The following is a 26,217-nucleotide window of genomic DNA, read 5'->3' on the forward strand; positions in this document are numbered from 1 at the left end:
GTCTTTCCCTCCCCGCATCGTCTTTCCCTCCCCCTGGAGGCGCCTCTAGGGGGAGGGAAAGACGATGCGGGGAGGGAAAGACGGATCCGACACGCCGATCCGGTCAGGCCTTCGGCGTCGGAGGCGTCGGCTCGCCGAGCGACAGCATGAGCCGGTTCGCCCAGTTGAAGAACGCGGCGCTCTGCACCACGTCGACGATCGCCTGGTCGTCCAGCCCCGCCGCGCGCAGCGCCTGCACGTGCGCCTCGCCGAACCGCGACGGGGTGGCCGTCAGCGCGGCCGCCGCTTCGATGATCGCGGTCCAGCGCTCGTCCTGCTCGCCGTCGATGCCCTCGTCCAGCAGCCGCTGCACGTCGTCGCGGCGCGAGGGCGCCTGGATCGTCGCGAAGCGGGAGTGCACGGAGGCGCAGAACAGGCAGCCGTTGACCCGCGAGGCCGCAGCGGCCGAGATCTCGCGCTCGGCCCGGCCCAGCCCCGCGTCGGTGTTGTAGAAGATGTCGTTGTCGGCGCGGGTGCGCGCACCGAGCACGACGGGATCGCGCACGAGCAGACGGAAGTACGGGCTCGCGGCGCGGGAGCGCTCGACGAGGGCGGTGTAGTCGTCGTCGGTCAGCTCCCCCTCGGGCTTCGGCTCGAGCCAGGGCACCCAGCCGAGCTCCTCCTGCGTGAACACGTGGGGCGGGGTCACCTCGGGGTGACGCAGAACCTGCTCTGCCATGTCAGATCGCCTCCTTGAGCACGCTGAGCCCCGCGATCACGCGGAGCTGGAAGTGGGTGAACGCGACGAGCTGCGAGACCGTGACGACGCCGTCGGTGCTCCAGCCTGCATCCAGCAGCGTCTGCAGCGCGTCGGGACTCGCGTCGCGAGGTCGGTAGGTGAGCAGGTGCGCGTGCTCGAGGGCCGCGCTCAGACGGGATCCGATCGCATCTCGGAGCGCGGTGGGCGCGATCCAGTGCAGGCCCTCCTCGTCCTCGACGCTGAGCGGACCCTCTGGATACGCCCCGTACGGACCGGTGGTGAGCGCGCCGGGCAGCGCCGCATCGATCGCGGCGCGCGCCTCGGGATCGGCGTCGTCGAGCAGCGCCCGGTAGTGCTCCGCCAGGCCGCCGGCGCGGCTGAGCGCGGCGACCCAGTAGCCCAGGGCCGCACGCTCCGCCGCGGTCGCCCGGGCGAGATCGGCGGGCGTCGTGATGAGCCCGTCGTACGTGGCCTGGGCGTCGCTGCGCGCCACGGGGCGCTTGGCGCGCAGCGCGTCGAGCGTGCTGCCCGGGACGATGCCGACGAGGTCGTCGATCAGATCAGACATGGGTCTCCTCCGCGAGGGTCAGGGGGGCGTCGTCCGCGTCGAGCGACTCGTGGCCTTCGACGGACTCAGGATCCGCCCGGCTCCAGCCCAGCGCGGGGGCGACCCGCGTGGCGATGAGCTCGAGCGAGCGCAGCAGCACCTCGTGCGGTGGATCGACCGGGTGCGACTGGAACACGATGTCGGTGGCCGAGGTGAGCACGTGGTCCTGCGCGAGCTCCTCGACGATCTGCTCGGGCGTGCCGATGTGCAGGTCGAACAGGATCCGCAGCTGCTCGTCGCTCGCCCCGTCCGGGATCACGATGCCCATGGGCCGGGCCGCGGGCAGCGAGCGCTCGATGCCGCGCGCCAGCAGCGCCGGGACATCCGCCTCGTCATCCACCACGACGAGGCCGCGGGACGCGAACGTCCGTGCGGCCACGCCCTCGGGGAGCGCCGCCTCGTAGGCGTCGATGACGAGCCGCTGCGTGTCGGCGAGCGCGGTGGCGCCGGATCCGGCGGTGTGCGGCTGGGACTTGGAGAGCATGAGCCCGGATCCCGAGGCTCCGATCCGCGCCGCCCCCTCGGGCGAGAACGTGGCCTGCCAGAGCGTGTCGAGCAGCTGCGGCGCCGCCGGGTACAGCCGGCCGCCGTCGGCGGTCAGCGCGTCGCCGCGGAGCGCCTCCTGCAGACGCGCGAGGTGGCGCCCGTAGATCGCGCCGCGCTCCTTCGGGTCGTGCCCGAACGGCGGGAAGGAGCTGGGGGTTCCGCCGCTGCCGACGCCGAGCTCGAAGCGTCCGCCGCTGAGCAGCGAGAGCACGGCCGCGTCCTCGGCCACGCGCAGCGGCTCCTCGAGCGGCAGCGTCACGATGCTCGTGCCCAGGACGATGCTCCTCGTCTGCGCGGCGGCGTGGGCGAGGAACACCAGCGGCGAAGGCAGCCCGCCCTCGTCCTCGTGGAAGTGGTGCTGCGCCACCCATGCGGAGTCGAAGCCGAGCCGCTCCGCCGTGCGGATCTGCTCGAGCGCCAGCCGGTAGCGTTCTGCGGGCGGCGCGGCGTCGAGCACCCGGGTGAAGAACCCGAGTCGGGGTCCGGCCGGAGGCACAGGATGCGGGCGGGCGTCTGCGGTCATGAGCCGCTCCTTCCGAGGTAGGCCTCTTGAATACGGGGGTCGTGCAGCAGCTCCTGCGCCGAGCCCTCGGCCACGATCTCCCCCGTCGCCAGCACATAGCCGCGGGACGCGATCGACAGGGCGAGCTCCGCCTGCTGCTCCACGAGGAGCACCGCGACGCCGAGCTCGCGGTTGAGCCGCGCGATCTCGTCGAGCACCTGGTCCACGAGCTTGGGCGAGAGACCCATCGTCGGCTCGTCCATGCAGATCAGGCGCGGCCGGCTCATCAGCGCCCGGGCGAACGCCAGCATCTGCTGCTCGCCCCCGGAGAGCGTGCCCGCCTCCTGGCGGCGGCGTTCGGCGAGCCGCGGGAAGTGCTCGCGCATCCGCTCGACGTCCTCCGCGATCCCGGCACGGTCGCGACGGGTGTACGCCCCGGCGTAGAGGTTCTCGTCCACGGTCATCTGCGGGAACACCCGCCGCGCCTCGGGCACGCTCGCGATCCCCGCGCGCACGCGCTTCGCGGTGGAGCGATGCGTGATGTCGGCGCCCGCGAACGCGATCCGCCCGTCCTTGACCCTGTTCAGCCCGAGGATCGACTTCATGGTCGTGGACTTGCCCGACGCGTTGCCGCCGAGCAGCGACACGATCTCGCCCTCGCCGACCTCGATCGACACCCCGCGCAGCGCGTGGAAGGGGCCGTAGTAGACGTTCAGCGCGTCCAGGCTCAACAGGGCCGTCATGCGGGTCCCTCCTCTCCCGAGTCCGAGCCCGGGGTCTCCCGCCGCCGGCCGAGGTAGGCCTCGATCACGGCGGGGTCGGTGCGCACGCTCTGCGGGTCGCCCTCGGCGATGATCCGGCCGCCGTCCATCACGATCACCCGGTCGGAGACCGTCATCACCAGATCGAGCTTGTGCTCGACGAGGAGGATCGCCTGCCCCGCGGCCTTGAGCTCGAGCAGCTGCGCGAGCACCTCGGCGGTCTCGGACTGGTTCATGCCGGCCGTCGGCTCGTCGAGCACGAGCAGCTTCGGCTGCAGCGCCAGCGCGCGGGCGATCTCGGTGCGCCGGCGGTTGGCGTAGCTCAGCGTGTACGCCGGGTCGTCGCGTCGCGGGCCGAGCCGCGACTCGAACCGGTCGACCTCCCGGTCGATGACCCGGTCGATCTCCGCGCGCTCCCGCCGTGCCGCCGGGGTGCCGAACACCGCGACGAACAGCTCGGCGAGGAGCGGGATCCAGCGCAGCAGGAAGACGTGCGAGAGCCGGCGGAACGGCCGGTGCGCGTGCAGCTGCGAGTGGATCCCCACCTCGATGTTGTCGGCGACCGAGAGCGTCGCGAACACCCGGCCGTTCTGGAAGGTGCGCGCGATGCCGTGCTCGGCGATGTCCACCGTCTTCGCGTGATCGATGCGGGCGCCGTCCAGGGCGATCGTGCCGCCGTGCGCGGGGATCGTGCCGGTCACGAGGTTGAGCGTGGTGGTCTTGCCGGATCCGTTGGGTCCGATGATCGAGACGACCTCGTGCGGCTGCACCTCGAAGGACACGCCGTCGACGGCGCGCACGCCGTCGAAGTGACGCTGCAGATCCTTCACGTCGAGCAGGGCGGTCATGAGTTCCTCACCAGGACGCCGCCGGGCCGGAAGCGCACGACGAGGATGAGCACGAGGCCGTAGACGATGATCCGCCATTCCGGCGTGAAGCGCAGCAGCTCCATCGCCCCGATGAGCACGATCGATCCGACGACCGCGCCGTAGGGCAGCCCCACACCGCCGAGGATCACGATCGTGACCACGAGGAGCGACATCAGCATCGTGAACATCGTGGTGTCGATGTAGGTGTACTGATGCGCCAGGAGGGATCCGCCGATGCCGGCGAAGAACGCCGAGATCGCGAACGCGAGCGCCTTGTAGTCGCGCACCCGCACGCCCGAGGCGAGGGCGGCGACCTCGTCGGATCCGACCGAGGAGATCACCTTGCCGAGGTGCGAGCGCCGGATCCGCCACATCACCAGCAGGGTGAGCACCAGCACGACGAAGTCGATGAGGTAGTAGGCGAGCGGGGTGTTCAGGTCGACGCCGGCGATCTGCGGAACCGGGATCCCGTACACGCCCTGCGGGACGAGCAGCTGGATCACGGCGACGATCGCGATGCCCAGTCCGAGCGTGGCGATCGAGATGTAGTGGCCCTTCACCCCCCAGATCGGCGAGGCCAGCGCCGAGGCGATCACGGCCGCGCCGAGGCCGGCGATCGGCAGCGCGATCCAGAACGAGAGGTGCAGGTGCACGCTCAGCAGGGCCGAGAGGTAGGCGCCGATCGCGATGGGACCTGCCTGTCCGAGCGCGAGCACGCCGGCCTGCCCGGCGGTGACGGTGAACCCGGCGGCGATGATCGCGTAGATGAGCACCTGGGTGCCGGTCGTGAGCACATAGGTGTCGGCGAGGACGGGGACGAGCACGCCCAGCACCACGAACGCGGCGATCCACGCCCAGCGCGGGATGCGCAGCGGACGCCCCTTCCCGAGGAAGGTGCCGGTGAGCGGCTCGGTCGAGATGAGCGGCACCTTGCCGAGCAGGCCGCCGGGGCGCACGATCAGCACGACCAGCAGCACGACGAAGACGATGATCTGGCGCGCCGCGTCGCCCAGCCAGTAGATCCCGAAGGCCTCCAGGATCCCCAGCACGAAGCCGCCGACGACGGCGCCGACGAGGGATCCGAGTCCGCCCAGGGCCGCGGCGACGAAGGCCGTCATGCCGATGTTGAGCCCGGAGACCGGGTTCACGACGCCGATGTAGAGCGAGAAGAAGATGCCGGCGAGACCGCCGAGCGCCGAGGCGATGACGAACGAGCGGTTCTGCACCGACCCGACCGGGATGCCCATCTGCAGGGCCGCCTCCTGATCCTGCGCCGTGGCCCGGATGGCGCGACCGGTGCGGCCGTACTTCAGGAACAGGGACATCGCGACCATGACGGCCGCCGTGACGCCCAGCATCACCAGATCCGAGGTGCCGAAGCGCATGTTGCCGATGTGCAGGTTCGACGTGGGCAGCACCTGCGGGAAAGACCGGAACTGGGCGGAGAAGGCGAGCTGGGACCCGTTGTCGAGGATCTGCGCGACGGCGTAGGTGGACAGCATCGCGGCGAGCGGCAGGTACTTCGCGAGCGGGCGCACGACGGCGATGTTGATCACGAGGCCCAGCACGGCGCAGATCGCGAGCACGAGCGGCAGCGCGATCCAGAACGGCTGGTGCAGCTGCGCCACGAAGAACCAGGCCAGCATCGCGCCGAGCCCGAAGAACGAGAACTGCGCGAAGTTGACGACGTTCATGACGCCGAAGACGAGCGAGATGCCGACCGCTCCGAGGGCGTAGACGTTCCCCCGGAGCAGGCCGGCGATCAGAGTGTCGAGCATGGAGGCGGGATCAGCCTTCGATGGCGACCCAGGCGCCGTCCTTCAGCACGGTGGGCGTGAGCTGCGGCGAGGCCGGCCGACGGGTGTCCTGGTCGAAGGAGAGCTTGCCGTAGACGACGCTCGGGACGTCCTTGATCTCCTGGAAGCCCTTGAGGATCCCGGCGCGGTCGGTCCCGCCCTTCTTCGCCGCGGCGACGGCGACGTGCAGCGCGTCGTAGGCGCCGGCCTCGAAGAGGGTGACCTCCTTCTCCTCCGGGTACTTCTTCTTGAACGCGGTGACGAACGCCTGCACCTCGGGCGCGGTGCTGGTCGAGACGAACTCGGTGCCGATGACCGATCCTGCGGCATCGGGCGTGGCATCGAAGGACTGCTCGTCCTGCCCGCCGTAGAACGTGCCCGTGAAGCCGATCGCACGCAGCTGTGTCACGAGCTTCGCGGCATCCGGTCCGTATCCGACGTGCGCGAACGCCTTCGGGTTGCCGGCGACGGCCTTGGTCAGCGAGGGCCGGTAGTCGTCCGAGGTGGGGTCGATCGCCTCCGCGTCGGTGATCTTGAGCCCGATCTTGTCGGCCTCGGCCTTGAACGCCTGGAAGGCGGGGATGCCCCAGTCCGCGGTGTTCAGGTAGGTCACGCCGATCGAGTCGACGCCCTGCTTCTTGATGTAGTCGGCCGTCCAGGTGTAGCTGGCGCTCGTGGTGATGGCGCTCGACCACTGGTACTGGGTGCCCTTGGCGGTGAAGTCGGGGTTCGAGTTGTTGAAGCCGTACTGCAGCAGCTTGCCCGCGGTGTAGATGGGCGAGGCCGGGATCGACGCCGCCGACGAGTAGTCGCCGAACACGAGGGAGATCTGCGGGTCGTTCACGAACTTCTGCGCGACGGTGACCGACTGCTTGGGGTCGGACTGCGAGTCCTCGTACTTGAGGGCGACCGGGTGGCCGTCGATGCCGCCGTCCTTGTTGACCTCCTCGACCGCGAGGTCGAACGCCTTCTTGAACTGCTCGCCGTACTGCGCATACTGGCCGGTGGTCGCGGAGGAGACGCCGAAGTACACGGTGCTGCCCGCGGAGGCGCCGGCCGACGGGCCGTTCGCCGAGGCGGAGAGGCTGCATCCCGCGAGCGCGAGGGCCGCGGTGGTCGCCATGAGCCCGGCGAAGGCGATGCGTCGAGTGTTCCTTGCCATGGGGGGCCTCCTTCGGGTCTTCGCACCGCGGGTCGGTGCCGTCCGGACGCCGCGCTGTGTACGGCGCCCGGGAACGCGCCGGCGGAACGGGGGGCCGCGGGCGTGTGCCCACATTCACACGCCCGCGGGATCGGCCGTCGTTGTGTGTCGGTTTTCGACATCGTGTGACGCCCGAGGCGGCTTCTGTGACGCCGCGCGTCGCGGATTCCGGGCGAGCGGATCCGCTCGCCCGAGCGGCGCGGTAGGCTCCGCCGTCGCCCGCGCCCCCGATCCACGTTTCCCTCCCCTGGTCGCGTTTCCCTCCCCTGGCAAGCGTCGATGGGAGGAGGGAAAGACGGTGCGAGGAGGGAAAGGGGGATGCAGTGCCGGGCAGGATCCTGAGCGCGAACCTTCGATACCGTGGACCGCATGAGCGACGACATCTCGATCGGCGGCGAGAGCATCCGGCTCGGGCAGTTCCTGAAGTACGCGGGCCTCCTCGACTCCGGCGGCGACGCCAAGGAGGCGATCATCGACGGGTACGTGCGCGTGAACGGCGAGGTGGAGCGCCGTCGCGGGCGCCAGCTCGTCGACGGCGATCTCGTCACCTACGAGGAGCGCACGGTGCGCGTGCGGCCCTGACCGCCGCCGACCCGATCACTGCGATGCGGGGCGGCGCAGGAGCTCGACCGCGATCAGCACGAGCACGGCGCCCAGCAGCACCCACAGCACGAGCCAGGCCGTGAGCGGGTGCACGAGAAGCACGACCGCCGCGGCGACGAGCGCGACGACGATCAGGATCCCCCGGTGCGAACGATCGATCCAGACGCCCAGACGAGCCCCCGGCGCTGTGGCATCCGAGCCTCCGCCGCCCGGACGCGCCGCTGAGGCGAGCCGGCCGCCGGCGGCGCGCAGGGCGATGGCCGGACGGGACGCGCCGACGACCCACGCGACGAGCGCGATCACGAGGGCGAGCAGGCCGAGCGCGAGCACGCGCTGCGTGAGCGGCTGCGTGATCTGGTCGAACACGCCGCCCGCCGCGGCCGGCGTGATCACGGATCCGTTCGACGCCAGCGCCCCGATCCCCACCGCGCGTCCGACGGCCACCGCCGCGAGCAGCGCCACCATGATCACGACCGCCGCGACGCCCGCGGCGAGCACCGCCCGCCGGCGTCGCCTCGCGACCACCACGCCGGCGACGAGCAGCGCCAGCGCGACCCACGGCAGCCATGCCGAGACCGTGACGACGATGCCGTAGGCGGCGACGGCCGTGCCGAGCGACGCATCGTGCACGAGGACGATCGAGCGGTCGGTCGTGGGGATGGCCTGTGCGAAGGTCACCCCCTCGGCGAGCAGGCGCGTGCGCACCCCTTCGAGGATCGGGCCGAGCTGCAGGGTCAGCGCTCCGTCGGTCCCCGCGACGACGGCGGATCCGGGGTCGCCCTGCAGGGCCGCCACGGCCTGCGCGTGCGAGACCCGCAGCGCCTGATTCCAGATGTCGGAGAAGGCCGGCGACGTGATCACGTTCTCCACCATGCCGCGCACGAGGTTCCGAGCGCCCTGTGCGACCGGGGCCTCGAGCAGTCCCAGCGCGGTCGACGCCCGCGGGGGCAGATCCAGCGAGCGCAGGCCGAAGAACACGTCGGCGGTGAGGCCCGGGATGTCGACCTGCTGGTCGATGACGTCGTTCGTCGCGCGCACGAGCACGGACTGCACGGCCGGATCCGCGGCGAGCGGGGCGAACGTCGCGACGAACTGATCGGTGTCGGTGAGCAGATCCCGGGCATAGCTCGTGACCGCGCTGACGGATCCGAGCAGCAGGCCGATCACGATCAGGACGGCCGAGGCCGCGCTGCGCCATCGCGACCCGGCACCGTGCGCGATGCCGCGCCGCAGCGCATCGTTCTCGGCCTCGAGCCTCGCGATCCGGGCGGCCGGGTCCTGTTCGCTCGTCATGGGCGCGTCCTTCCGTGGCTGCTCGATCGGGCGGGCGCGCCGGGTGAGCTGAGAGCAGACTATTGCCCCGCTCGGCTCGGGGAATCGCTCAGCTCGCGACCCTGTAGTGCTCGAACAGCGGGTGCACGCTCTCGCGCGATCGCCGCCACAAGCTCGCCGGATCTGATCCACCGATCGGTGGCCGACCGTGACCGATCGGTGGATCCGGCGGCACGCGCCGCTGAGGACGCTGGAGTCATGAACACCACACTCTCCCCCTCGCCCGAGACCGTCGCCTCGTCCCGCCGCGCCGCGTTCCGCCCCGTGCTCCTGCTGTCCTGGGCGTTCGTCGCCGTCAGCGCCGCGATGATCGCCTTCCTCGGCGTCGCGAGCGCGACCGGGATCGGCTTCGAGACGGCGATCTGGATCCGCTGCTCCCTCGTGCTCGCGAGCGCCGTCGTGGTGCTGGCGATCGCCGCCTCCGCCGCCCGCGGCTCGCGCGGCGCCTGGGTGCGCCTGCGCATCATCAGCCCGATCATCGTCGCCGCGGTCGTCGTGATCGTGTCCATCCCCGGCTTCCTGCCCGACTGGGTGCGCCTCGAGCAGGCCCTGTGCGGACTCCTGCTGCTGCCCGTGGCGATCCTGGTGAACCTGCCGCGCATGCGAGCGCTCTTCGCGCCGAAGGCGTAAGGTCGGCCCGTGGTGGACACCCGCTGGCGGACCGTGCTCGCGGTCGCCCCGTACCTCGTGCTGGGCCTTCTGGTCGCGTTCGAGCTCCTCACCCAGTGGGGACGGCCGGAGAGACTGCTGCCGACGCTGGCCCTGTGCGCGGCGTACGGGCTGTGGGTCCTGACGATGCGCACGCTGCCGTTCCCGTGGCGCGACCGGCCCGCCGCAGTCGCCGTGTTCCTCGCCGGCGCGATCGTGCTGAACCTGGTGCTCGTGCTGCGGGAGGGAACGTTCGGGTTCCTCGCGATCGCCACGTTCTCCTTCGCGTACTCGCTGGCCTCGTGGCCGTGGGAGCTGCTGCCCGTCGCGGGGACGGCGGTCGTGGCGGGGCTCGCGCAGAGCTCCGGTTTCGGCGCGGATCCTGCCGGCGCCGCCGGCACGGTCGCGGTGATCCTGCTGAACACGGTCGTGATGTGCGGTCTGTCGTTCGGGCTGCACCGCGCCGAGCAGAACCTGCATCGCACCGCCGTACAGGACGAGCGCACGCGGCTCGCCCGCGAGATCCACGACACGCTCGCGCAGGGTTTCACCGGCATCATCACCCAGCTGCAGGCGGCGGAGCAGGCGCCCGACGAGCCGACCCGGCGCCGCCATGCCGACGCCGCACTGTCCCTCGCTCGCGAGGGGCTCGCCGAGGCCCGCCGCTCGGTGCAGGCGCTGCGGCCCACCGTTCTGGAGCAGACCTCGCTGGCCGACGCGCTCGGCGGGGTCGCGCGGTCGTGGTCCTCGCGCACCGGGATCGCGTCGACGGTGACGGTGTCCGGCACGGCCCGGCCGCTGCCCACCGAGACCGAGGTGGCGCTGCTGCGCACGGCGCAGGAGGCCCTCGCCAACGTGGAGCGTCACGCGGCCGCGCGGCGGGTCGCGGTCGCGCTGCGCCTGGGCGGAGACCGGGTCCGCCTCGAGGTGCGCGACGACGGCCGCGGGTTCGATGCCGTCGACCGGGTGCAGCGCGCCTCCGCGGAGGCGGGCGGATACGGCCTCATCGCGATGCGGGAGCGCCTGGAGTCCGCGGCGGGCTCGCTGGAGGTCGACTCCCGTCCTGGCCGTGGCACCGTGGTGCGTGCGGAGGTGCGGGCATGACGCCGCTCACGCTGCTCGTCGTCGACGACCACCCGGTGGTGCGCGACGGCATCGTCGGCATGGTCGGATCCGCCGACGACATCACCGTGATCGGCGAGGCGTCGGATGGGGCGGAGGCGGTCGCGCTCGCCCAGGTGCATGCTCCGGATGTGGTGCTGATGGATCTGCGCATGCCGCGGATGGACGGCGTCGCCGCGCTGCGCGAGTTCTCGCGGCTCGGCATCGCGAGCCGCGTGGTGGTGCTGACCACCTTCGACGCGGACGCCGATGTGCTGCCGGCGATCGCCGCCGGCGCCACCGGCTACCTGCTCAAGGACGCCTCCCGCGACGAGCTGCTGCACGCGATCCGCGCTGCCGCAGCCGGCCGGACCGTGCTGGCGCCGGAGGTGGCGTCCCGGCTCGTCGACCGGGTGCGCACGCCGGAAGCCGCTCTGCTGACGCCGCGCGAGCTCGAGATCCTGGGTCTCATCGCCGACGGCGCCACCAATCGTGCGGCGGGCGACCGCCTGCATCTGAGCGAGGCGACCGTGAAGACGCACCTGCTCAGCATCTACGGGAAGCTCGGCGTCGGCGACCGCGCCGCGGCCGTGGCGGAGGGCTTCCGGCGCGGTCTGCTGGACACCACCCGCTGACCGCACCTGTTAGTTTTCGATGATGCGCCGACCCCCGATCGATCCCTCCGCGCAGACCGGATCCCGGCCGTGATCGATCTCGCGCCGTGGGCATGGATCCTGCTGGCGATCGCGGGGACCGTGGTCGGGCTGTCGAAGACCGCGCTGCCGGGCGCGAACACCGTGTCCGTCGCGATCTTCGCCGCGCTGCTGCCGGCACGCACCTCGACCGGCGCCCTGCTGCTCCTGCTCGTCGTCGGCGACCTGTTCGCCCTCCTCACCTGGCGGCGGCACGCGCACTGGCCCACGCTGCTCCGGCTCGCCCCCGCGGTCGCCGCGGGGCTGGTGCTCGGCGCCGTGTTCCTGGCGGTCGCCGGCAACGCCGTGGTGCGCCCCGTGATCGGCGCGATCCTGCTGGCCATGGTGGCGATCACGCTCTGGCGGCGCCGTCGGACGACTGCGGCTCCCGAGGGCGCGGCGCACCTCGGCACCACGCTCGGCTACGGCGCGCTGGGCGGCTTCACCACGATGGTCGCCAACGCGGGCGGTCCGGTCATGTCGATGTACTTCCTCGCGATGCGCACGCCGGTCAAGGTGTTCCTGGGAACGGCCGCGTGGTTCTTCGCCATCGTGAACATCGTCAAGGTGCCGGTGCTCGCGGGCCTCGGCCTGATCACGGTGCCCGTGCTGCTGATGGACGCCGTGCTCGTGCCGATGGTGGTCATCGGGGCGCTGTTCGGGCGCTGGCTCATCCCCCGGATCCACCAGGCGCTGTTCGACCGGATCGTGCTGATCCTGACCGTCCTCGGCGCGCTGTACCTGCTGATCCCCTAGGGCGCCCTGAGCGCGGCGTCGCCGTCAGCGGAGCTCGTCCGGATGGACCACGTCGATCTCGCTGATCCGGTCACCGAAGTCCTTGCGATTGTTGGTCAGGAAGCGATCCGCGCCCGCGGTGATCGCCGTCGCGAGATGCACGGCATCCGCCGCGCGGAGACCGTACTTCGCCCCGAGCGTCACCGAGAGCTGCGCCACCTCCCGGTCGACGGGAAGAAGCTCGAGGCGCGAGAGCAACCGTGTGAGCTCCGCGACGACGGCAGACCCGGGCTCCGTCCTCGTCGGCTTGCTGAGCACTTCCGGCAGGAGAAGCTGCGAACCGATTCCTCGATCCCGCTCCGTCGCGCGCACGATCCCCGCACCCATCGGGTGACCGGGCGCGCCTGCGTAGATGAGGACGTCGGCATCGAATGCGGTCACCCGGCTCACCGCGAGTCACGCCCTTCTCGGATCCAGGCGACGAGCTCCTCCGCGTCCCCCGCGCTCAACGACCCCTCGAGAGGCTCCGACCGGGCGGCCTCCAGACGCGCTCCGAGCTCGTCGGCGGCCTTCCACAGCTCGGCGGCGCGAGGGGATCGGAGTCTCTTCGGATCGATCATCACCGCGACGACGCGACCGTGACGGGTGATCCTCACCTCTTCACCGGCTTCGACGCGATCCAGGAGTGCGGGAAGAGTCTGCCGAGCGACGGATGCCGTGACGCTGTCCATGGCCGCAATCGTACTCTCTTGTACATAATTGTACGATTGTGGGATCGAGATCTGCGCGAGTGCCATGCGCCGAGCCTGACCGCCGGCTGCGCGTCCTGTGCGCCGATCCCCGCGACCCGTGCAGAACCGCGCGACGCGCGCTGTGGTGCGGAGCGCGCGAAGACCCGGCCCGTGGGACCGGCACGGGTGGCCGAAGCCGGCACCCGGCTCAGCTCGCGGAGCCCTCGACGGCGGCGAGCGCCTCGATCGCGCCCCGGGTCGGCGCGATGCGCACCAGTCCGCGGTACAGCCGCAGCAGCGCCTCGCGGTCGAGCACGCCGGTGCGCGCGCGGTCGCAGTGCACCGACTGGATCGCCGCCTCGAGCTGGAATCGTCCCGGCTCCCCGCCTCCGGCGACGTCGCTCAGGCGCGCCGCCCGGTGCAGCAGCGCCTCGCCCTCGGCGATGAGGGCACGATCCCAGAGCGCCGGATCCTGCGCATCGAGCGCGGGCCAGCGCTCCCCCGGCGCCGACGGCACCCGCGCCGGCGCGCGCGACTGGGCGAGGGTGAGCAGCGCCGCGAGACCCCAGGCCTCGGGATCCGTCTCGAGCAGGGTCGCGGTGAGCACGGCGAGCCAGCGGGCCTCGTCGGCCAGCGTCGTGCGCACGTCGTCGTGGTCGCCCAGCCAGTCCAGGGCGTAGGCGCCGTAGATCGCCTCGAGCACGGCGGTCGTGCGAACGGGCATGTCGGCGCGCGTCGGCAGCGCGAACGGGATCCCCGCGTCGCGGATCTTGCGCTTGGCCCGCACGAGGCGCTGGGCCATCGCGGCGGGCTCGATGTCGAACGCCCCGGCCACCTGGGCCGCGTCGAAGCCGAGCACGGTCTGCAGCATGAGCGGCGTGCGGATCCCCGAGTCGATCGCCGGGTGCGCGCAGGCGAACAGCAGCTCCAGGCGGCGATCCGGGATCGCCTCGCCCTGCTCCACGAGCGCGGCCACGTCGATGCCGGAGTCCGGGCCGACGTCGAGCACGTCGTCGTCGAGCGGTGCGCGCGTGCGCTGCGCCGCCGATCCCCACACGTCACGGAGTCTGTTGCGGGCCACGGTGAGCAGCCATCCTTCCGGGTTCTCCGGCACACCGGCCTCGGGCCAGGTGCGCAGGGCGCGTTCGAGCGCGTCCGCGAGGCAGTCCTCGGCGAGCGCGAGGTCGCCGGTGCCGCCGGCGAGGAGCGCGACGAGGCGGCCGTAGGAGGCGCGCACCGCCCGTTCTGCGGCGGCGCGCGCCTGCTCGACCGCGCTCACCGCACCGGCGACGCGCCCTGCCAGGCGCCGTCGGCGAAGCGCGTCGCGACCGGTCGCACCTCGACGGCTCCCCAGGCGACCGACGGGGCCTGCTGCGCCCAGGCGATCGCGGCGTCGAGGTCGTCGACCTCGATCACGAAGGTGCCGCCGACCTGTTCCCTGGTGTCGGCGAAGGGGCCGTCCTGGACGACGAGCTGCCCGTCGCGCACGCGCACCGTGGTGGTCGCGGTGGAGGGATGCAGCACCTCGGCGCTGCGCAGGACGCCTGCCTCGTCCAGCGCCTTCGCGTAGACGTCGAAGGCGCGCATGCCCTCGGCGAGCGCTTCGGGTCCGAGGTCCTCCGCGGACATCTCCGGATACTGCAGCAGAAGCGTGTAACGCATGATCGGTCCTTTCCGGTGTCGCCGAAGACCTGCTGTGCTTCGACACCCTGATGACGATCGAAGGATCCGCCGATCGACATCCTCCTCCGGCGGCTCCGGATTCGCACCTGCCAGGCCTGTTGCGAAGACCGATCGACCCGCGAGAGATCAAGCCTGGCGGAGATCGGCCAGCGCGGTGATCGCGCGTTCCGGGTGCTCTGCGATGCGGTTGAGCACGTAGAGCCACCACTCGGGCCCGTACACGATGTACTCCCGGGTGATGAGCCCGTCTTGTCGAAGCGCGTCCAGAAGGGTGGCGCCGAGCCCTTGGAGCGTCTCGAACTCCACGTGCTCGGCGCGGAGGTCACCGCCGAGTTCTGCGCGGAGGTCGCCGATGAGCGCCTCGTCGTGCGTCGCGATGTTCACGCGGTGCCCCGCACCGACGAGACGGCGCGCCATCGTGCGATAGGCGTCGTACATCGGTGCCGAATTGCGCACGTGCGCGACCGCCGCGGTCTCCAGGAACGCGCCCTTCACGATGCGAACCGGGCCGGAGCGTCTCATCACTCGTTCGAGGTCGGTGCCTGTCCGGTGCAGCCGTGCCTGAAGCGTCACGCCGGTCTCGGGGAAGTCGTAGGAGATCTGCTCCCAGATCCCCAGCACGAGGTCGGTACGGTCGGACCCCTCCGCGGAGATCATCACGGAGGTGCCGGCATCGCGTGCCGCCTGTGCGATTCGCAGGCCGTTCTCGAGCCCGAGCTCGGACGAGACGACCGATCCGACGTGGGACAGGTCGAAGGAGATCGTCGCCGTGCCGCCGCCGGCGACCAGCTGACGAATCATGCCGATGATCTCTTCCGTCTCCCCCGACGCGACATCCGCATCGCGCACCGACTCCCCGACGCATTCGATGCTGCCGCGGTGCCCGCGCGCCGCATTGAGCGCCAGAAGGCGCAGCGCATCGTCGGCCCGCGCACCGGCCGAGTAGCGACGAGCGATCTTGGCCGCGATCCCGGCGAGAACCGGGTGAGCCATCACCGTCTGCTTGAGGCGTTCGTCCAGGGCCCAGCCCCGCAGAGTGTCGGCTGCGGCCAGAAGTTCCGAGGGATTGGTCATCGCACCAGCCTGAAATGCCGCGGAGGCACTCGTCTTGTACGAAGTTGCTCAACCGCGGTAAGCCCCCGGAGTGGCTGCGACATGGGCGCGGAAGACGCGATGGAAGTGGCTCTGATCGGCGAAGCCGAGCACCGCAGCCGTGTCGGCGAGGGAGCGTCCCTCCCGCAGCATCTGCCGCGCGGTGACGATGCGCTGATCCTGCCGCCAGGCGATCGGCGTCATGCCGGTCGCCCGCCTGGTGGCGCGGATGAGCTCGTATCTGCTCATTCCCGCCAGCTCGGCGAGCTCCTCGAGAACCCCTCCCGACGCCTGCCCCTGGAGGTGCTCGAGCACGGGGGCCAGCCGCGCCGCCAGCAGCGGATCGTTCACGGGTGCAAGGCGATGAACCGGAGCGAGTCGCGCACATTCGCGCAGGCCCTCGGCGAGATCGGCCTCGACACGCGAGATCTCCCGGTTCGCGAAGAGCCGAGTGTTCAGATCGTCGAACCGGTCGTAGACCGCCGCGTCCTGGTACACGCTGATCCCGCGCATCACCTGCGTCGCCGCGTTCCCGCCCAGCGACTCGATCCACCCCTCATCGGCATGGATCATCTGATACTGCCATCGTCCCTGATCCGGGTTGCACGCGTGCACGTGTCCGGCCGGGATGATGATGACATTGCCCGCCTCGAGCGTCACCGCTTCGTCGCGTATCCCGGTGAGTCGCGCAGAGCCGGAGTCGATCAAACCGACCGAGAACCGGTCATGCGTGTGGGGCCGGTAACAGGTCGCCATCTGGCACGACCGCCGGGACTCGAGGTGAGGGAGCAGGTCGCTGCGCCAGAACTCACCCATCAGCCCGCCTCTGCCTCCTGCGCACGTCACGCGAGTACGGCGCGCCCCACAGCACCATACCTGCCAGGCCGGATCCGGCGATCAGAGCGTTCCGAGCACGTCCCGGGGATCCGCGTCGAGGGCGAGGGTCTCGAGGACGCGGAGCAGCTGCCGCTCCTCGAAGGCGAAGTGGCTCTCCATGATGGCGCCCACGCCGTCGAGATGCCGGTCGAGGTCGCCGGGCGCGATGCCGCCGTCGACCGCGTCCCGCAGCGCTGTGAGGAGGGTGTCGATCATGGCGTGGTCCTCCGAGAGCTTGCGCAGCACCGGGGCGAGCTCGGGATGCGCGGCCTCGATGGCCGGGAAGAGGGCGCGGTCCTCGCCCCGATGGTGCTGATCGAGGGCGGTGCAGAAGCCGCGGCAGTGCAGCAGCAGATCCCGGTCGGCCGACCGCGGATCCGCCCCTCCTGCGCGCACGAAGGCGAGTGCGTCGCGCAGCCGGGTGTGGGCCTCGCGGAGCTCGCTGCTCCACGCGATCAGCCGAGTCGTCTCGTTCTCGGGCATGCGCGCGGTCACAGCTTCCCGAAGAACGCCGTGACGCCGTGCAGCGTGATCTCGACCCCGATCGCGGCGATGAGCAGGCCCATGATGCGCGTGAGGGCGCCGATCCCGTTCGGTCCGAGCTTCTCGATCAGCGGGGTGCCGTAGCGCAGCGCGACCGCCGTGACGGCGGCGATCGCGACGCAGGCCAGCGCCACGCCCAGGCGCTCGTCGAGCTGCGGATGCCGTGCCGCGAGCGCGATCACCACGCCGATCGCCCCGGGGCCGGCGATGAGCGGCAGGGCCATGGGCGAGAAGCTCACGTCGGCCTTGGCGACCGCGCCCTTCTGCTCGGGCTTGGTGAGCTGCGGTCTCGGGTAGAGCATCGTGAAGCCGGAGTAGACCACGATGAGGCCTCCGGCGATCTGGAGCGCCGGCAGTCCGATGCCGAGCACCGTGAGGAGCTCGGTGCCGACGAAGGTGAAGACGACGAGGATCCCGCCGACGTAGACGCCGGTGAGCCAGGCCTGCCGATGCAGGTCGCGCGGGTCGTCTCCCGCGGTGAGCCCGGCGAACGCGGCGATCGCGCCGACGGGGTTGGTGATCGGGATCAGTGCCAGGAACGACGCGAGGAGGACGGCCCACATGCCCTCATTGTCCCGCGTGTGCACCACGGCCGCCCGCGGCGGCGCGGCTCTCGCCCCGGGATCCTGTGCGCACGGACAAGCCCGGCTGTGCCCCGGCGTGCGCGCGCCGCCGACGATGTGCGCCCGGGCGTAAGGTGGCGGCGAAGCCACCGCACGGACCAGAGGAGACGCGATGTTCGGAGAGAAGCGGCGCGAGGAGAAGCGCGAAGAGGCGGCGCTCGCAGAGGCGAAGGAGCAGGCGGCGGCCGCGGTCGAGGAGAGCGAGACGGACGACGCCTCCTTCGAGCCCGACGAGGCGGTCGAGGAGGGCTTCGAGCCCGACAGCGGCGACATCCGCAAGTAGGCGTCGGCTACCGTCGTCCCATGACAGACGACGTGCGCAATGTGAACGAAGCCCTCTCCGCGATCGGCGAGCACTGGCAGCCGCATCGGCTCACGAGCGTCAACGACTACGACGTCAAGGTGGTCAAGCTGCAGGGCGAGTTCGTCTGGCACACGCATCCCGACACGGATGAGCTGTTCATGGTCGTGGCCGGTCGGCTGACGATCCAGCTCCGCGATCGGGATGTCGTCCTCGAACCGAACGACGTGTTCGTCGTGCCGCGGGGCGTCGAACACTGTCCGAAGGCGGACGAAGAGGTGCACGCGATCCTGTTCGAGCCGAAGGGCACGGTCAACACCGGAGACGCCGGCGGCGCGCGGACCGCGGAGCTGCGCGAGCTCCGCTGATCCCGGCATCCGTCACGTCGTCGCCGGACGGAACGGTATGACGCGGTGATGACACTTATTGCACCTGATCTGGGCATTTGCAGGTCGGGAATGTCGGTGGCCCCCTGGTTGACTGAGGGCATGGCAGACGCGGTGGCGACGACGACGGATCCGGTGGATCCGGTCGCCGTGCTGCGCATGCTGACCGAGGGTCTGGCCGCGACGGAGGCGTCGATCGTGCGGCTCCAGGCGGTGCGGGAGGCGCATCTGGCCGTCGCCCAGCGCCTCGCCGAAGAGATCGCCGCCGCGGCGTCCGAGCATGCGCGACCCGACTCCGCGGACCTGGCGTCACGCAGCGTCGCCGCAGAGCTCGCCGGAGTGCTGCACATGTCCGACCGCGTCGTGCAGGCGCGCATGTCACGCGCCGCCGATCTCATGACCCGCTACCCCGAGACGATGCGGGCGTTCAGCGACGCGCGGATCAACGGCGCGCACGCGCGCCTGATCCACGACGCCGGCGCCCCTCTCGACGATGACGCCCGAAGCCGGTACGAGCAGGCCGCGGTGGCCGCCTGCATCGACGAGACGCCGCATCGCGCCAAGCGCGCGGTCGAGCGGATCGCGGAACGCCTCGCGCCGCGCAGTCTCACGGAGCGCCATCGCGACGCGCAGCGCAACCGCACCGTGTGGCGGGAGGATCTGCCGGACGGGCAGAAGGCGCTGGGCCTGATCCACTCCGCCGCGGTGATCGACGGGATCTACGACCGGCTGACCCAGCAGGCGCGGCTCGTCACGACCGAGAACGCGAAGGCGGCACGGAACGCCGATGCGCAGGGGCGCTCCGGCGCGGACGGCCGCTCCGGCTCGGACGGCCTCGGCGACCCCGCAGACACCCGTACGGTCGATCAGCTGCGGGCCGATCTGTGCGCCGACCTGCTGCTGACCGCAACGCCCCGCGGACACGACAGCGCCGAGGGGCTGCTCGCGGCGATCCAGGCGCGCATCGAGCTCACCGTGCCCGCGCTCACCCTGCTCGCCTCCGACGCGACGGCGGGCTCCGCGCCGGACCCCGGTGCCGCCCCTGCGTTCGACGTTCGCGCCGAGCAGCCCGCGGAGCTCGCCGGCCGACAGCCCATCGACGCCCGCACCGCCCGCGTCCTCGCCGGCGGAGCCACAGCCTGGGAGCGCGTGCTCACGCACCCCGTCACCGGCGCGATCCTCGCCGTCGACCGCTATCGGCCCAACGCCGACCTCCGCCGCCTCCTGCACGCCCGCGACTCCCGCTGCCGATTCCCGACCTGCGGTCTCCCGCCGCGCACTCAGGACCTCGATCACACCGTCGACGCAGCCCTCGGCGGGGCGACGGAGGAGGGCAACCTGGGCGGGCTCTGCCGACGCCATCACGTCCTCAAGCACCAGACCGCCTGGACCGTGAGGCAGCGAGGCGCCGGCGTGCTCGAGTGGACGAGTCCCACCGGATACAGCTACATCGACCGGCCGCCGTCGCCCGTCACCTTCACCATCGACGACCAGGACCCCGACCCGCCCTGGGAGAAGGATCCCGCCGCGCCCGGATTCTGACGTCCGGAGAACGGGCGCCGACACACCGTCCCGCGGCGCTCAGCCGAGGATGACGCTGGCCTCCGAGGTGTAGGCCGAGAACGTCACCGACTCCTGCGCGTACAGGCGGATGCCCTCCGCGTCGTGCGAGAGGTAGCCGATCGAGACGTCCTGACCGAGGGTGAGCGCGTAGTCGCCGCCGCGCATCGTGAGCACGATCGCGCCGTCGAGCGCGGGGGCGAACACGATGGTGCCGTCATCGCCGAGCAGGCGGCGCAGGTGCTCCGCCACCGGGTAGCCGTGGTCGACGGTCTCGGAGGCCGCGGTGTACAGCTCGGCCGACAGCAGCAGCGCGTACGGCCCCTGCACCCCGACGGTGCGGAGCACGGTGAGGGCGCGGGCGACCGCGGCCGGAAGCTCGCGCGGATCCGCCGGCAGCGGGATCGTGTCGTTCGAGCTGCTCGCGATGATGCCCTGCACGCCGGCGGCCTCGGATCCGGCGAACACCAGGGTGTCCTCGGCGGTCGCCAGCGCCTCGACGGCGTCCTTCACGGGCTGCCAGTCGGAGTCCTGCGCTCCGCGCTCGACGTCGTCGACGGCGGCGTGCGTGACCGTGAACGGGGCGCGCAGCTCCACGAGCGGCTGCACCTGCCGCCGTCGCGCCTCGACCGATGGCGCGGGCGCCGCGATCGGTTCGAGATGGCCGGTGCCGATGGCGGAGAGGCCTGACCCGCCCGCCTCGGGCACGTCGACGACGCGACGTCCCGCGATGCGCGTGATGAAGGTGCGCCGCGCCTCGTCGTCGATCTGGTCCCAGGCGGCCGAGGAGATCGGTGCGAGTCTGCGGTGGAGGTTGTCCATGTCGTCGGCCTTTCGCTGTTCGGTGTCAGTGCGTGGCGGCGCGGAGCCCGCCGATGCCCAGATCCGTCGCCTTCGCGTCGGAGGGGGCGGAGTGGCCGGGCGCGGCGGCGACCGGCGCCGTGTCGGCCGGCGCGTCATCCGCCGACGCGCCGGCGCGCGGTCCCGGCACATCGTCGAGGAAGTCCAGGGCCGGCGTGAAGAATAGCGTGCCCGTGTGCGCCGTGGAGAAGTCCAGGATCCGGTCCGTGTTGCCGGGCGGGCTCCCGAGGAACATGTTCCGCAGCATCTGCTCGATCACGCCCGGATCCGCCGCGTAGCCGATGAAGTACGTGCCGAACTCGGCCGTGCCGAGCTCGCCGAACGGCATGTTGTCGCGCAGGATCTGCCGCTGCACGCCGTCGGCGTCGACCACCGTGTTGAGGTGCACGTGGGAGTTGATCGGCTTGACCGCGTCCGGCATCTCGACGTCCTCGAGCTTGCTGCGGCCGATCGCGCGCTCCTGCTCCTCGACCGGCAGCGCACCCCACGCCTCCAGGTCGTGCCGGTACTTCTGCACGATGACGTAACTGCCGCCGGCGTAGTCGGGATCCTCGTCGGCGATGAGCACCGCTGCGGGTGCGGCGTCGCCCTCGGGGTTCTCGGTGCCGTCCACGAAACCGAGCAGATCCCGCTCGTCGAAGTACTTGAAGCCGTGCGTCTCGTCGACGACGACCGCGTGCCCGCGCAGCCTGTCCATCACCTGGCGCGACAGTTCGAAGCACACGTCCATGTGGTGGGCGCGCACGTGCAGCAGCAGGTCCCCGGGGGTGCTGGGCGCGCTGTGGCGCGGCCCGTCCAGCGGCACGAAGGGATGCAGGCCGCGAGGGCGCGGCAGATCGAACATCCGGTCCCAGAGCCCTGCGCCGAGGCCGAGCACGCAGTTCAGCTGGTCGCCGGGCACGCGGAACGACACGGATCGGGTGATGCTCGACAGGTCGGCGAACACGTCGCGCACGACCTCTTCACTGCCCTCGTTCACCGTCATCACGAGGAACAGGGCCGCGCGCGCCGGCGCCGCGACGAACTGCTGAGTGACCACTCGACCCGTCCCCTCCGCGGGCGCACGCCACGCACGGTCAGCCTGTCATGCGCGCGCACCGGCTTCAAGCCGGGTTGTCGGCGCGGTCAGCGGGCCTTGGCCGGGAGCACAGACGCGCACCCGGCCACGATCGGATCGCCGGTCAGCCCCAGGCCGGATCCCCGGGAGCATCGAGATAGCCGGCGCGCAGCTCGTCCACGAGCGAAGGCCGGACGGTGCGCCAGCCGAGCCGCTCGCGCGCCCGGTCGGCGGCGGCGTGCTGATCGAGCAGCAGCACTCCGGCGAGCCCGGATCCGATCCGCGCGGCGGTCTCCTCGGCGGTCTCGGCCCGCACCGTGGCGCCCTCCGGATGCGCCGCGGCCGCCGCCAGCTCGGCCACGGTCTCCGACGCGCCGGACGCGGCGATGTACACGTCGTCGTCGTGGGACTCGGCGCCGATGATCCGGACGTACAGGTCGGCGAGGTCGTCGACGTGCACGGTCGCCCACCGCTGCGACCCGTCGCCGATCAGCGGCAGCACCGGCTGCGCACCGCTGCGGTCGATGTCGTCGACGAACCGGCGCGGGATGCCCTGGCCGTGCCCGTAGACGATCCCGGGCGCGACCACCACGACCCGCATCCCCTCGCCGTCGTCCGCGAGGAGCCGCTGCACGGTCTCCGCCATCCAGGTCACCGCCGGCGGCGGCGCGGCCGGCGACTTCTCCGTGAGGTCCCGTCCGGATCCATAGGTCCACAGGCTGCTCGTGTAGACGAAGGGCTTGTCGCTGGTCAGCAGCCCTGGCGTGACCGCCGCGATGAAGTCCGCGTCCTCGGTCCGCGAGGTCGCGGTGTGGATCACGCCGTCCGACGCCAGCGCGAGATCCGCCACCGTGCGGGTGTCCTCCTCGGAGGCGAGGAACGGATCCGCTCCCGCGGCGCGCACCTCGTCCGCGTCGTCCTGGTCGTCGACGAGGGCGGTCACGCGATAGCCGGCCGCGAGCAGCGCCTCCCTCACCGCCCGTCCGATGAAGCCGGTCGCCCCGGTCAGCAGCACGCTCATCGTTCCTCCTCGTCCGTTCCGATGTCCTCCGGCCCTTCGTAGGCGAGCAGGTAGGAGAAGAGCCGGCCGTCGCGCTCCTCCGGCTCGATGTCGTAGACCTTCACCCACCGCCGGCCGTCATGCTCCACGACCCGGCGGAGCACGTCCTCCGGTCTCCGTTCGATGAGGACGAGCCCCTCCAGCCGCTCCACCACGGGGCCGAACGGCCGGTCCCGCAGCTCCGCGGTGTACGTCTGCGGGATCATCGCCGTCTCACGATGGTCATGGCCACCCCCTTGTGGCACGCCACGCTAACCCTCCGCCGTCTGTCACGGGAGGCTCCCGGGGCGGACCTGTCGGCGCGCACAAACGGTGCTGTGACCCCGGACAGACGTCGCGCGCGCCGACGCCGCCGTGCATCCCGCCCATGATCTGCTGAAGGCGCGAGGCGCCCTCGCCGACGGCGTAATCTCGCTGTCAGCGACGCGCACGGGACGGAGCGGCCACCCGGCGGGATCGAGGAGAGCGGACATGACGGAAAGCGCGGCGAGCCTCTCGTCCACGGGGATCCGATGAGCCCGGCCGACCGCGACGAGGGCATCGCCTGGGTCGAGCACCAGCTGCCGGGACTGATCGAGAAGGTCTACGCCCGCAGCGTCGAGACCCTGCCCGTCTACCAGGACGAGAAGCACGTCTCCACCGGCGAACTGCGACGCTCGATCGAGGACAACCTGCGCTTCCTCGTGCGCGCGCTGCGGCATCCGGGAGAGCCTCTGGACCTCGCCGTCCCCGAGCAGACCGGCCGCCGCAGGGCGCACCAGGGCGTGCCGCTGCCCGAGGTGCTGCAGGTGTACCGGATCGGATTCGGGATCCTGTGGGGAGCGCTCGTGGAACGCGCCTCGCAGAGCCCGCGGACAGAGGTGCTCACCCGGCTGCTGGACACGTCGACGCGGATCTGGGCCGTCGCCGAGGAGCACGCCACGGCCGTCACCGAGGCCTATCGCGCCACGACCGCCGAGATCCTCATCTCCCAGGAGCACCGTCGCGCCGCCCTCGTCGAGGTGCTGCTCACCGGGCACGTCAGCAAGGACGCCGGCCCCTGGGAGGCGGCGTCGCTGCTCGGCTTCCCCGCCGACGCGGATCTCGTCGTGGTCGCGGCGCAGACCAACGAGGTGGCGGCGGAGTCGCTGCCGGGGATCGCCCGGCGCCTCGCCGAGCAGGGCTGCGTGTCAGGATGGCGGCTCACGCCGGCCCTGCAGGATAGCGCGAGCTGCGCGACCTGGCAGGCGCTGCTCGTCAGGGCTCGGTCAACCTCGTGATCGCAGAGCGGAGCTGACTTGCCGGATTGATGCTGGGGTCGATCAGCCATTGCAGCTGCAGGCCGTCGGACAGAGAGATGAGCATGACGGCGATCTCATCCGAACTCAGCGCCGGGACGTACCGGCCCTCCCGCATACCTCGATCCACCTCATCGGCAACCCTGCGGCGGATACGGCGATACCGATTCTGGAAGAAATCGTGCGAAGGGTGATCAGGGGTGGAGGCCTCGGCCGCGAGAGCTGTATATAAGTGCACGAGGCCGGGGATCTTCGCGTTGCGCTCGAGGACCTCGGGCCAAATCTGCAGGAACGGTGCATCATTCTGCGCGTCCACCGGTGCATCCCAGGCGCGGATGACTTCCTCGAGGAGGCCTTCCCGCGATTGGAAGTAGTGAAGGATGTGGGCGGGCTCGATTCCCAGCTCGCGACCGATCGCCCGGAGCGAGGTTTCACGGTAGCCGCGCTCAGCGAGCACCTTCAATGCAGTTTCCAGTATCTCCGCCCGGCGAGCCTGGCCCTTTCGCGTCAGAACCCGCTCGCTCATCCCTCGATCTTAGTGGTCGGGTTCGAATCCATACCCAAGGAGGATTGTACGAGGAACTTATCAGTGGTAAATTCCTCGTACCCGTTGCACCTGTCGTACCCGTGGCGCCACCCAGCATCGCCGTCGACGCGGCACGCGCACCGCAATCACTACATCAGCCATAGGAGTCTGAAATGAAACGTTCCATCCGGATCGCGGCCATTGGAAGTATGGGCCTGGCCATGCTGCTCGCGGGGTGCTCGGCCCCCGGAGGGTCGAGCCAAGACGGGGGTGTTGCGGCTGACGGCAACGCGCACGTCGTCGCGAAGAAGCTGACGGTCTGGACGAACGCCGCAGACAGCGATGCGGTTCGCCACGTCTACTCGCGATTCGGGGAGAAGTTCGGTGTCAAGATGAACATCGTCGAGATTCCGGCCGACAGTTTCGAAACAGCGGTCCAGACGAAGTGGGCCAGCGGGGACCGGCCCGACCTTCTGGAGTATCACGCCACGTCGAACTTCTGGTCCCTCAACCCGGCGAAAAACCTCATCGACCTGTCGCACATGCCCTATGTGGCGAAGTCGGGCGATACGTACAAGTACGGTGGTTCGCTCGACGGCAAGGTGTACGCGGCCATCACTGACACCCCCACGCTCTTTGACATCTTCTACAACAAGGAGGTCTTCGAGAAGAACGGCCTCAGCAAGCCGAAAACCTACGCCGATCTCGCGAAGATCTGCTCGACCCTGAAGACCAGCGACCCCGGTGTCACACCGATCTTCGAGAGCGGCGGATCGGTCTGGCCGACCCAGATCCTCGGCGGGATCATGTATATGTCTTCGGCTCAGAAGAAGGACAACTGGGCGCAGCAGGTAATCGATCGCAAGACTACGTTCGACGCACCCAACAGCCCGTTCGTCGACGGTCTCGCTGCGTACAAAGACCTGCAGAAGTCCGGTTGCTTCAACAGCGATGCGACCACGGCGAAGTTCGAGGACTCGATCGCGGCAGTTGCCCAGGGGAAGACGGCGATGGTGGCGCTCCACTCCGGGTTCGTGTCGACCTTCAACGAATATTTCGGATCGGCCAAGAAGACCGATGAGACGATCGGGTTTGCTGCGGTGGGGGCGGATGGACCGACCGCAGCGTGGGCTCCAGCTCTCGGTGGGACATGGTATGTGCCAAAGACCGGCCATGCCGACACCGAGAGTACCGCGCTCGCGTTCATCCAGTACGCCACTGGAGAGGGGTACCAGGCCTTCGTCAACGAGTCGGGGACGTTCCCGCTCTTGAAGGGCGCGAAGCCCCCTACTGGGGGGTATCAGGAGCTCTCGAAGGAGATCGCCGACGCCTATAACGCCGACTCCGCAATTGCCTTCAACTCGAACCTCGTCGGGTTCGGCTCTAAGTTCGCCGACTATCTCACCGGCTTGCTCAGCGGCAGCCAGACTCCCGAGCCGATCGGGGAGAACGCTCAAAAGGTGTTCGAACAGGCGGCGAAGGCAGCGCAGCTTCCAGGCTGGTAAGAAA

At 70.8% G+C, this 26,217-nt stretch carries 31 protein-coding genes; 10 read left to right on the forward strand and 21 right to left on the reverse strand.

The window, feature by feature from the left end; genetic code table 11:
* Positions 1-103: 103 nt before the first annotated feature.
* The 7 genes from RL72_RS08315 to RL72_RS08345 are packed head-to-tail and all read right to left on the reverse strand — an operon-like array spanning position 104 to position 6,982.
* Positions 104-718 (reverse strand): alkylhydroperoxidase domain protein, encoded by a 615-nt coding sequence (locus RL72_RS08315; protein WP_045250368.1) that lies wholly within the window; start codon positions 716-718, stop codon positions 104-106.
* 1 nt (position 719) lies between these two features.
* Positions 720-1,307, reverse strand: coding sequence for a CMD domain protein (locus tag RL72_RS08320; protein WP_045250369.1), 588 nt, complete (start codon positions 1,305-1,307; stop codon positions 720-722).
* Positions 1,300-2,415 (reverse strand): putative FMN-dependent luciferase-like monooxygenase, encoded by a 1,116-nt coding sequence (locus RL72_RS08325; RefSeq protein WP_045250370.1) that lies wholly within the window; start codon positions 2,413-2,415, stop codon positions 1,300-1,302. The genes RL72_RS08320 and RL72_RS08325 overlap by 8 nt, the downstream gene beginning before the upstream one ends.
* Positions 2,412-3,137, reverse strand: a complete 726-nt coding sequence (locus RL72_RS08330; protein ID WP_045250371.1) for an ABC transporter ATP-binding protein — start codon at positions 3,135-3,137, stop codon at positions 2,412-2,414. The genes RL72_RS08325 and RL72_RS08330 overlap by 4 nt, the downstream gene beginning before the upstream one ends.
* Complete coding sequence (locus tag RL72_RS08335) at positions 3,134-4,003, reverse strand: ABC transporter ATP-binding protein (protein ID WP_045250372.1); 870 nt, start codon at positions 4,001-4,003, stop codon at positions 3,134-3,136. The genes RL72_RS08330 and RL72_RS08335 overlap by 4 nt, the downstream gene beginning before the upstream one ends.
* Complete coding sequence (locus RL72_RS08340) at positions 4,000-5,802, reverse strand: ABC transporter permease (protein WP_045250373.1); 1,803 nt, start codon at positions 5,800-5,802, stop codon at positions 4,000-4,002. Before RL72_RS08340 ends, RL72_RS08335 begins: the two co-directional genes overlap by 4 nt.
* Before the next feature lie 10 nt (positions 5,803-5,812).
* Positions 5,813-6,982, reverse strand: coding sequence for an ABC transporter substrate-binding protein (locus RL72_RS08345; RefSeq protein ID WP_052674270.1), 1,170 nt, complete (start codon positions 6,980-6,982; stop codon positions 5,813-5,815).
* 408 nt (positions 6,983-7,390) lie between these two features.
* Between RL72_RS08345 and RL72_RS08350 the strand changes: the two genes are divergently transcribed.
* Positions 7,391-7,603, forward strand: a complete 213-nt coding sequence (locus tag RL72_RS08350; protein ID WP_045250374.1) for an RNA-binding S4 domain-containing protein — start codon at positions 7,391-7,393, stop codon at positions 7,601-7,603.
* 15 nt (positions 7,604-7,618) lie between these two features.
* On the opposite strand, the gene RL72_RS08355 is transcribed toward RL72_RS08350, so the two are convergent.
* Positions 7,619-8,917 carry a hypothetical protein gene (locus tag RL72_RS08355; protein ID WP_052674271.1) on the reverse strand — a complete coding sequence of 433 codons (1,299 nt, stop codon included), beginning with the start codon at positions 8,915-8,917 and terminating at the stop codon, positions 7,619-7,621.
* 237 nt (positions 8,918-9,154) lie between these two features.
* On the opposite strand from RL72_RS08355, the gene RL72_RS08360 reads away from it, so the two are divergent.
* The 4 genes from RL72_RS08360 (at position 9,155) to RL72_RS08375 (ending at position 12,153) form a co-directional block, all read left to right on the forward strand.
* Positions 9,155-9,586 (forward strand): hypothetical protein, encoded by a 432-nt coding sequence (locus RL72_RS08360; protein WP_045250375.1) that lies wholly within the window; start codon positions 9,155-9,157, stop codon positions 9,584-9,586.
* 9 nt (positions 9,587-9,595) lie between these two features.
* Entirely contained in the window at positions 9,596-10,708 is a 1,113-nt protein-coding gene (locus RL72_RS08365; RefSeq protein WP_045250376.1) for a sensor histidine kinase, read from the forward strand.
* Positions 10,705-11,340, forward strand: a complete 636-nt coding sequence (locus tag RL72_RS08370) for a response regulator (protein WP_045250377.1) — start codon at positions 10,705-10,707, stop codon at positions 11,338-11,340. Before RL72_RS08365 ends, RL72_RS08370 begins: the two co-directional genes overlap by 4 nt.
* A gap of 69 nt (positions 11,341-11,409) precedes the next feature.
* Positions 11,410-12,153 carry a sulfite exporter TauE/SafE family protein gene (locus tag RL72_RS08375; RefSeq protein ID WP_045250378.1) on the forward strand — a complete coding sequence of 248 codons (744 nt, stop codon included), beginning with the start codon at positions 11,410-11,412 and terminating at the stop codon, positions 12,151-12,153.
* 24 nt (positions 12,154-12,177) lie between these two features.
* Here RL72_RS08375 and RL72_RS08380 read toward each other — a convergent pair whose 3' ends face one another.
* The 8 genes from RL72_RS08380 to RL72_RS08415 all read right to left on the reverse strand — a co-directional run bounded on the left by RL72_RS08380 (position 12,178) and on the right by RL72_RS08415 (position 17,620).
* On the reverse strand, positions 12,178-12,573 hold the full coding sequence (locus RL72_RS08380; RefSeq protein ID WP_045250379.1) for a type II toxin-antitoxin system VapC family toxin: 396 nt from the start codon (positions 12,571-12,573) through the stop codon (positions 12,178-12,180).
* A gap of 5 nt (positions 12,574-12,578) precedes the next feature.
* Complete coding sequence (locus RL72_RS08385) at positions 12,579-12,929, reverse strand: type II toxin-antitoxin system Phd/YefM family antitoxin (protein ID WP_082072265.1); 351 nt, start codon at positions 12,927-12,929, stop codon at positions 12,579-12,581.
* Between the two features lie 142 nt (positions 12,930-13,071).
* Entirely contained in the window at positions 13,072-14,142 is a 1,071-nt protein-coding gene (locus tag RL72_RS08390; RefSeq protein ID WP_045250381.1) for an RNA polymerase sigma factor, read from the reverse strand.
* The gene (locus tag RL72_RS08395; protein WP_045250382.1) at positions 14,139-14,525 is read right to left on the reverse strand and encodes a YciI family protein; all 387 of its coding nucleotides are present in this window, start codon (positions 14,523-14,525) and stop codon (positions 14,139-14,141) included. Before RL72_RS08395 ends, RL72_RS08390 begins: the two co-directional genes overlap by 4 nt.
* A 147-nt stretch (positions 14,526-14,672) precedes the next feature.
* Positions 14,673-15,620 (reverse strand): proline dehydrogenase family protein, encoded by a 948-nt coding sequence (locus tag RL72_RS08400; RefSeq protein ID WP_045250383.1) that lies wholly within the window; start codon positions 15,618-15,620, stop codon positions 14,673-14,675.
* A 48-nt stretch (positions 15,621-15,668) separates the two neighbouring features.
* Positions 15,669-16,454: a helix-turn-helix transcriptional regulator gene (locus tag RL72_RS08405; RefSeq protein WP_045250384.1), complete on the reverse strand. Its 786-nt coding sequence runs from the start codon at positions 16,452-16,454 to the stop codon at positions 15,669-15,671.
* A gap of 81 nt (positions 16,455-16,535) precedes the next feature.
* On the reverse strand, positions 16,536-16,997 hold the full coding sequence (locus RL72_RS08410; protein ID WP_045250438.1) for a hemerythrin domain-containing protein: 462 nt from the start codon (positions 16,995-16,997) through the stop codon (positions 16,536-16,538).
* An 8-nt stretch (positions 16,998-17,005) separates the two neighbouring features.
* Positions 17,006-17,620 carry a MarC family protein gene (locus RL72_RS08415; protein ID WP_045250439.1) on the reverse strand — a complete coding sequence of 205 codons (615 nt, stop codon included), beginning with the start codon at positions 17,618-17,620 and terminating at the stop codon, positions 17,006-17,008.
* 172 nt (positions 17,621-17,792) lie between these two features.
* Between RL72_RS08415 and RL72_RS20065 the strand changes: the two genes are divergently transcribed.
* The 3 genes from RL72_RS20065 (at position 17,793) to RL72_RS08425 (ending at position 19,909) form a co-directional block, all read left to right on the forward strand.
* A complete protein-coding gene (locus RL72_RS20065) occupies positions 17,793-17,963 on the forward strand; it encodes a hypothetical protein (RefSeq protein ID WP_169748219.1) in 171 nt (56 codons plus the stop codon).
* Positions 17,964-17,983: 20 nt separating this feature from the next.
* Positions 17,984-18,349, forward strand: a complete 366-nt coding sequence (locus tag RL72_RS08420) for a cupin domain-containing protein (protein WP_045250385.1) — start codon at positions 17,984-17,986, stop codon at positions 18,347-18,349.
* Between the two features lie 120 nt (positions 18,350-18,469).
* Positions 18,470-19,909, forward strand: coding sequence for an HNH endonuclease signature motif containing protein (locus RL72_RS08425; protein WP_052674272.1), 1,440 nt, complete (start codon positions 18,470-18,472; stop codon positions 19,907-19,909).
* Between the two features lie 39 nt (positions 19,910-19,948).
* Here the strand turns inward: RL72_RS08425 and RL72_RS08430 are convergent, their stop codons facing one another.
* The 4 genes from RL72_RS08430 to RL72_RS08445 all read right to left on the reverse strand — a co-directional run bounded on the left by RL72_RS08430 (position 19,949) and on the right by RL72_RS08445 (position 23,111).
* A complete protein-coding gene (locus tag RL72_RS08430; RefSeq protein ID WP_045250386.1) occupies positions 19,949-20,749 on the reverse strand; it encodes a family 1 encapsulin nanocompartment shell protein in 801 nt (266 codons plus the stop codon).
* 25 nt (positions 20,750-20,774) lie between these two features.
* Positions 20,775-21,827, reverse strand: a complete 1,053-nt coding sequence (locus RL72_RS08435; RefSeq protein ID WP_082072266.1) for a Dyp-type peroxidase — start codon at positions 21,825-21,827, stop codon at positions 20,775-20,777.
* Between the two features lie 142 nt (positions 21,828-21,969).
* Positions 21,970-22,866 carry an NAD-dependent epimerase/dehydratase family protein gene (locus tag RL72_RS08440; protein WP_045250387.1) on the reverse strand — a complete coding sequence of 299 codons (897 nt, stop codon included), beginning with the start codon at positions 22,864-22,866 and terminating at the stop codon, positions 21,970-21,972.
* Positions 22,863-23,111, reverse strand: coding sequence for a hypothetical protein (locus RL72_RS08445; RefSeq protein ID WP_045250388.1), 249 nt, complete (start codon positions 23,109-23,111; stop codon positions 22,863-22,865). Before RL72_RS08445 ends, RL72_RS08440 begins: the two co-directional genes overlap by 4 nt.
* 306 nt (positions 23,112-23,417) lie before the next feature.
* On the opposite strand from RL72_RS08445, the gene RL72_RS08450 reads away from it, so the two are divergent.
* The gene (locus RL72_RS08450) at positions 23,418-24,164 is read left to right on the forward strand and encodes an RsbRD N-terminal domain-containing protein (RefSeq protein ID WP_052674273.1); all 747 of its coding nucleotides are present in this window, start codon (positions 23,418-23,420) and stop codon (positions 24,162-24,164) included.
* Here RL72_RS08450 and RL72_RS08455 read toward each other — a convergent pair.
* Entirely contained in the window at positions 24,142-24,708 is a 567-nt protein-coding gene (locus RL72_RS08455) for a TetR/AcrR family transcriptional regulator (protein WP_045250389.1), read from the reverse strand. The genes RL72_RS08450 and RL72_RS08455 overlap by 23 nt on opposite strands.
* Positions 24,709-24,881: 173 nt before the next feature.
* On the opposite strand from RL72_RS08455, the gene RL72_RS08460 reads away from it, so the two are divergent.
* On the forward strand, positions 24,882-26,213 hold the full coding sequence (locus RL72_RS08460; protein ID WP_045250390.1) for an ABC transporter substrate-binding protein: 1,332 nt from the start codon (positions 24,882-24,884) through the stop codon (positions 26,211-26,213).
* Positions 26,214-26,217: the final 4 nt, after the last annotated feature.

This window comes from Microbacterium azadirachtae, assembly GCF_000956545.1.
Taxonomy (GTDB): domain Bacteria; phylum Actinomycetota; class Actinomycetes; order Actinomycetales; family Microbacteriaceae; genus Microbacterium; species Microbacterium azadirachtae.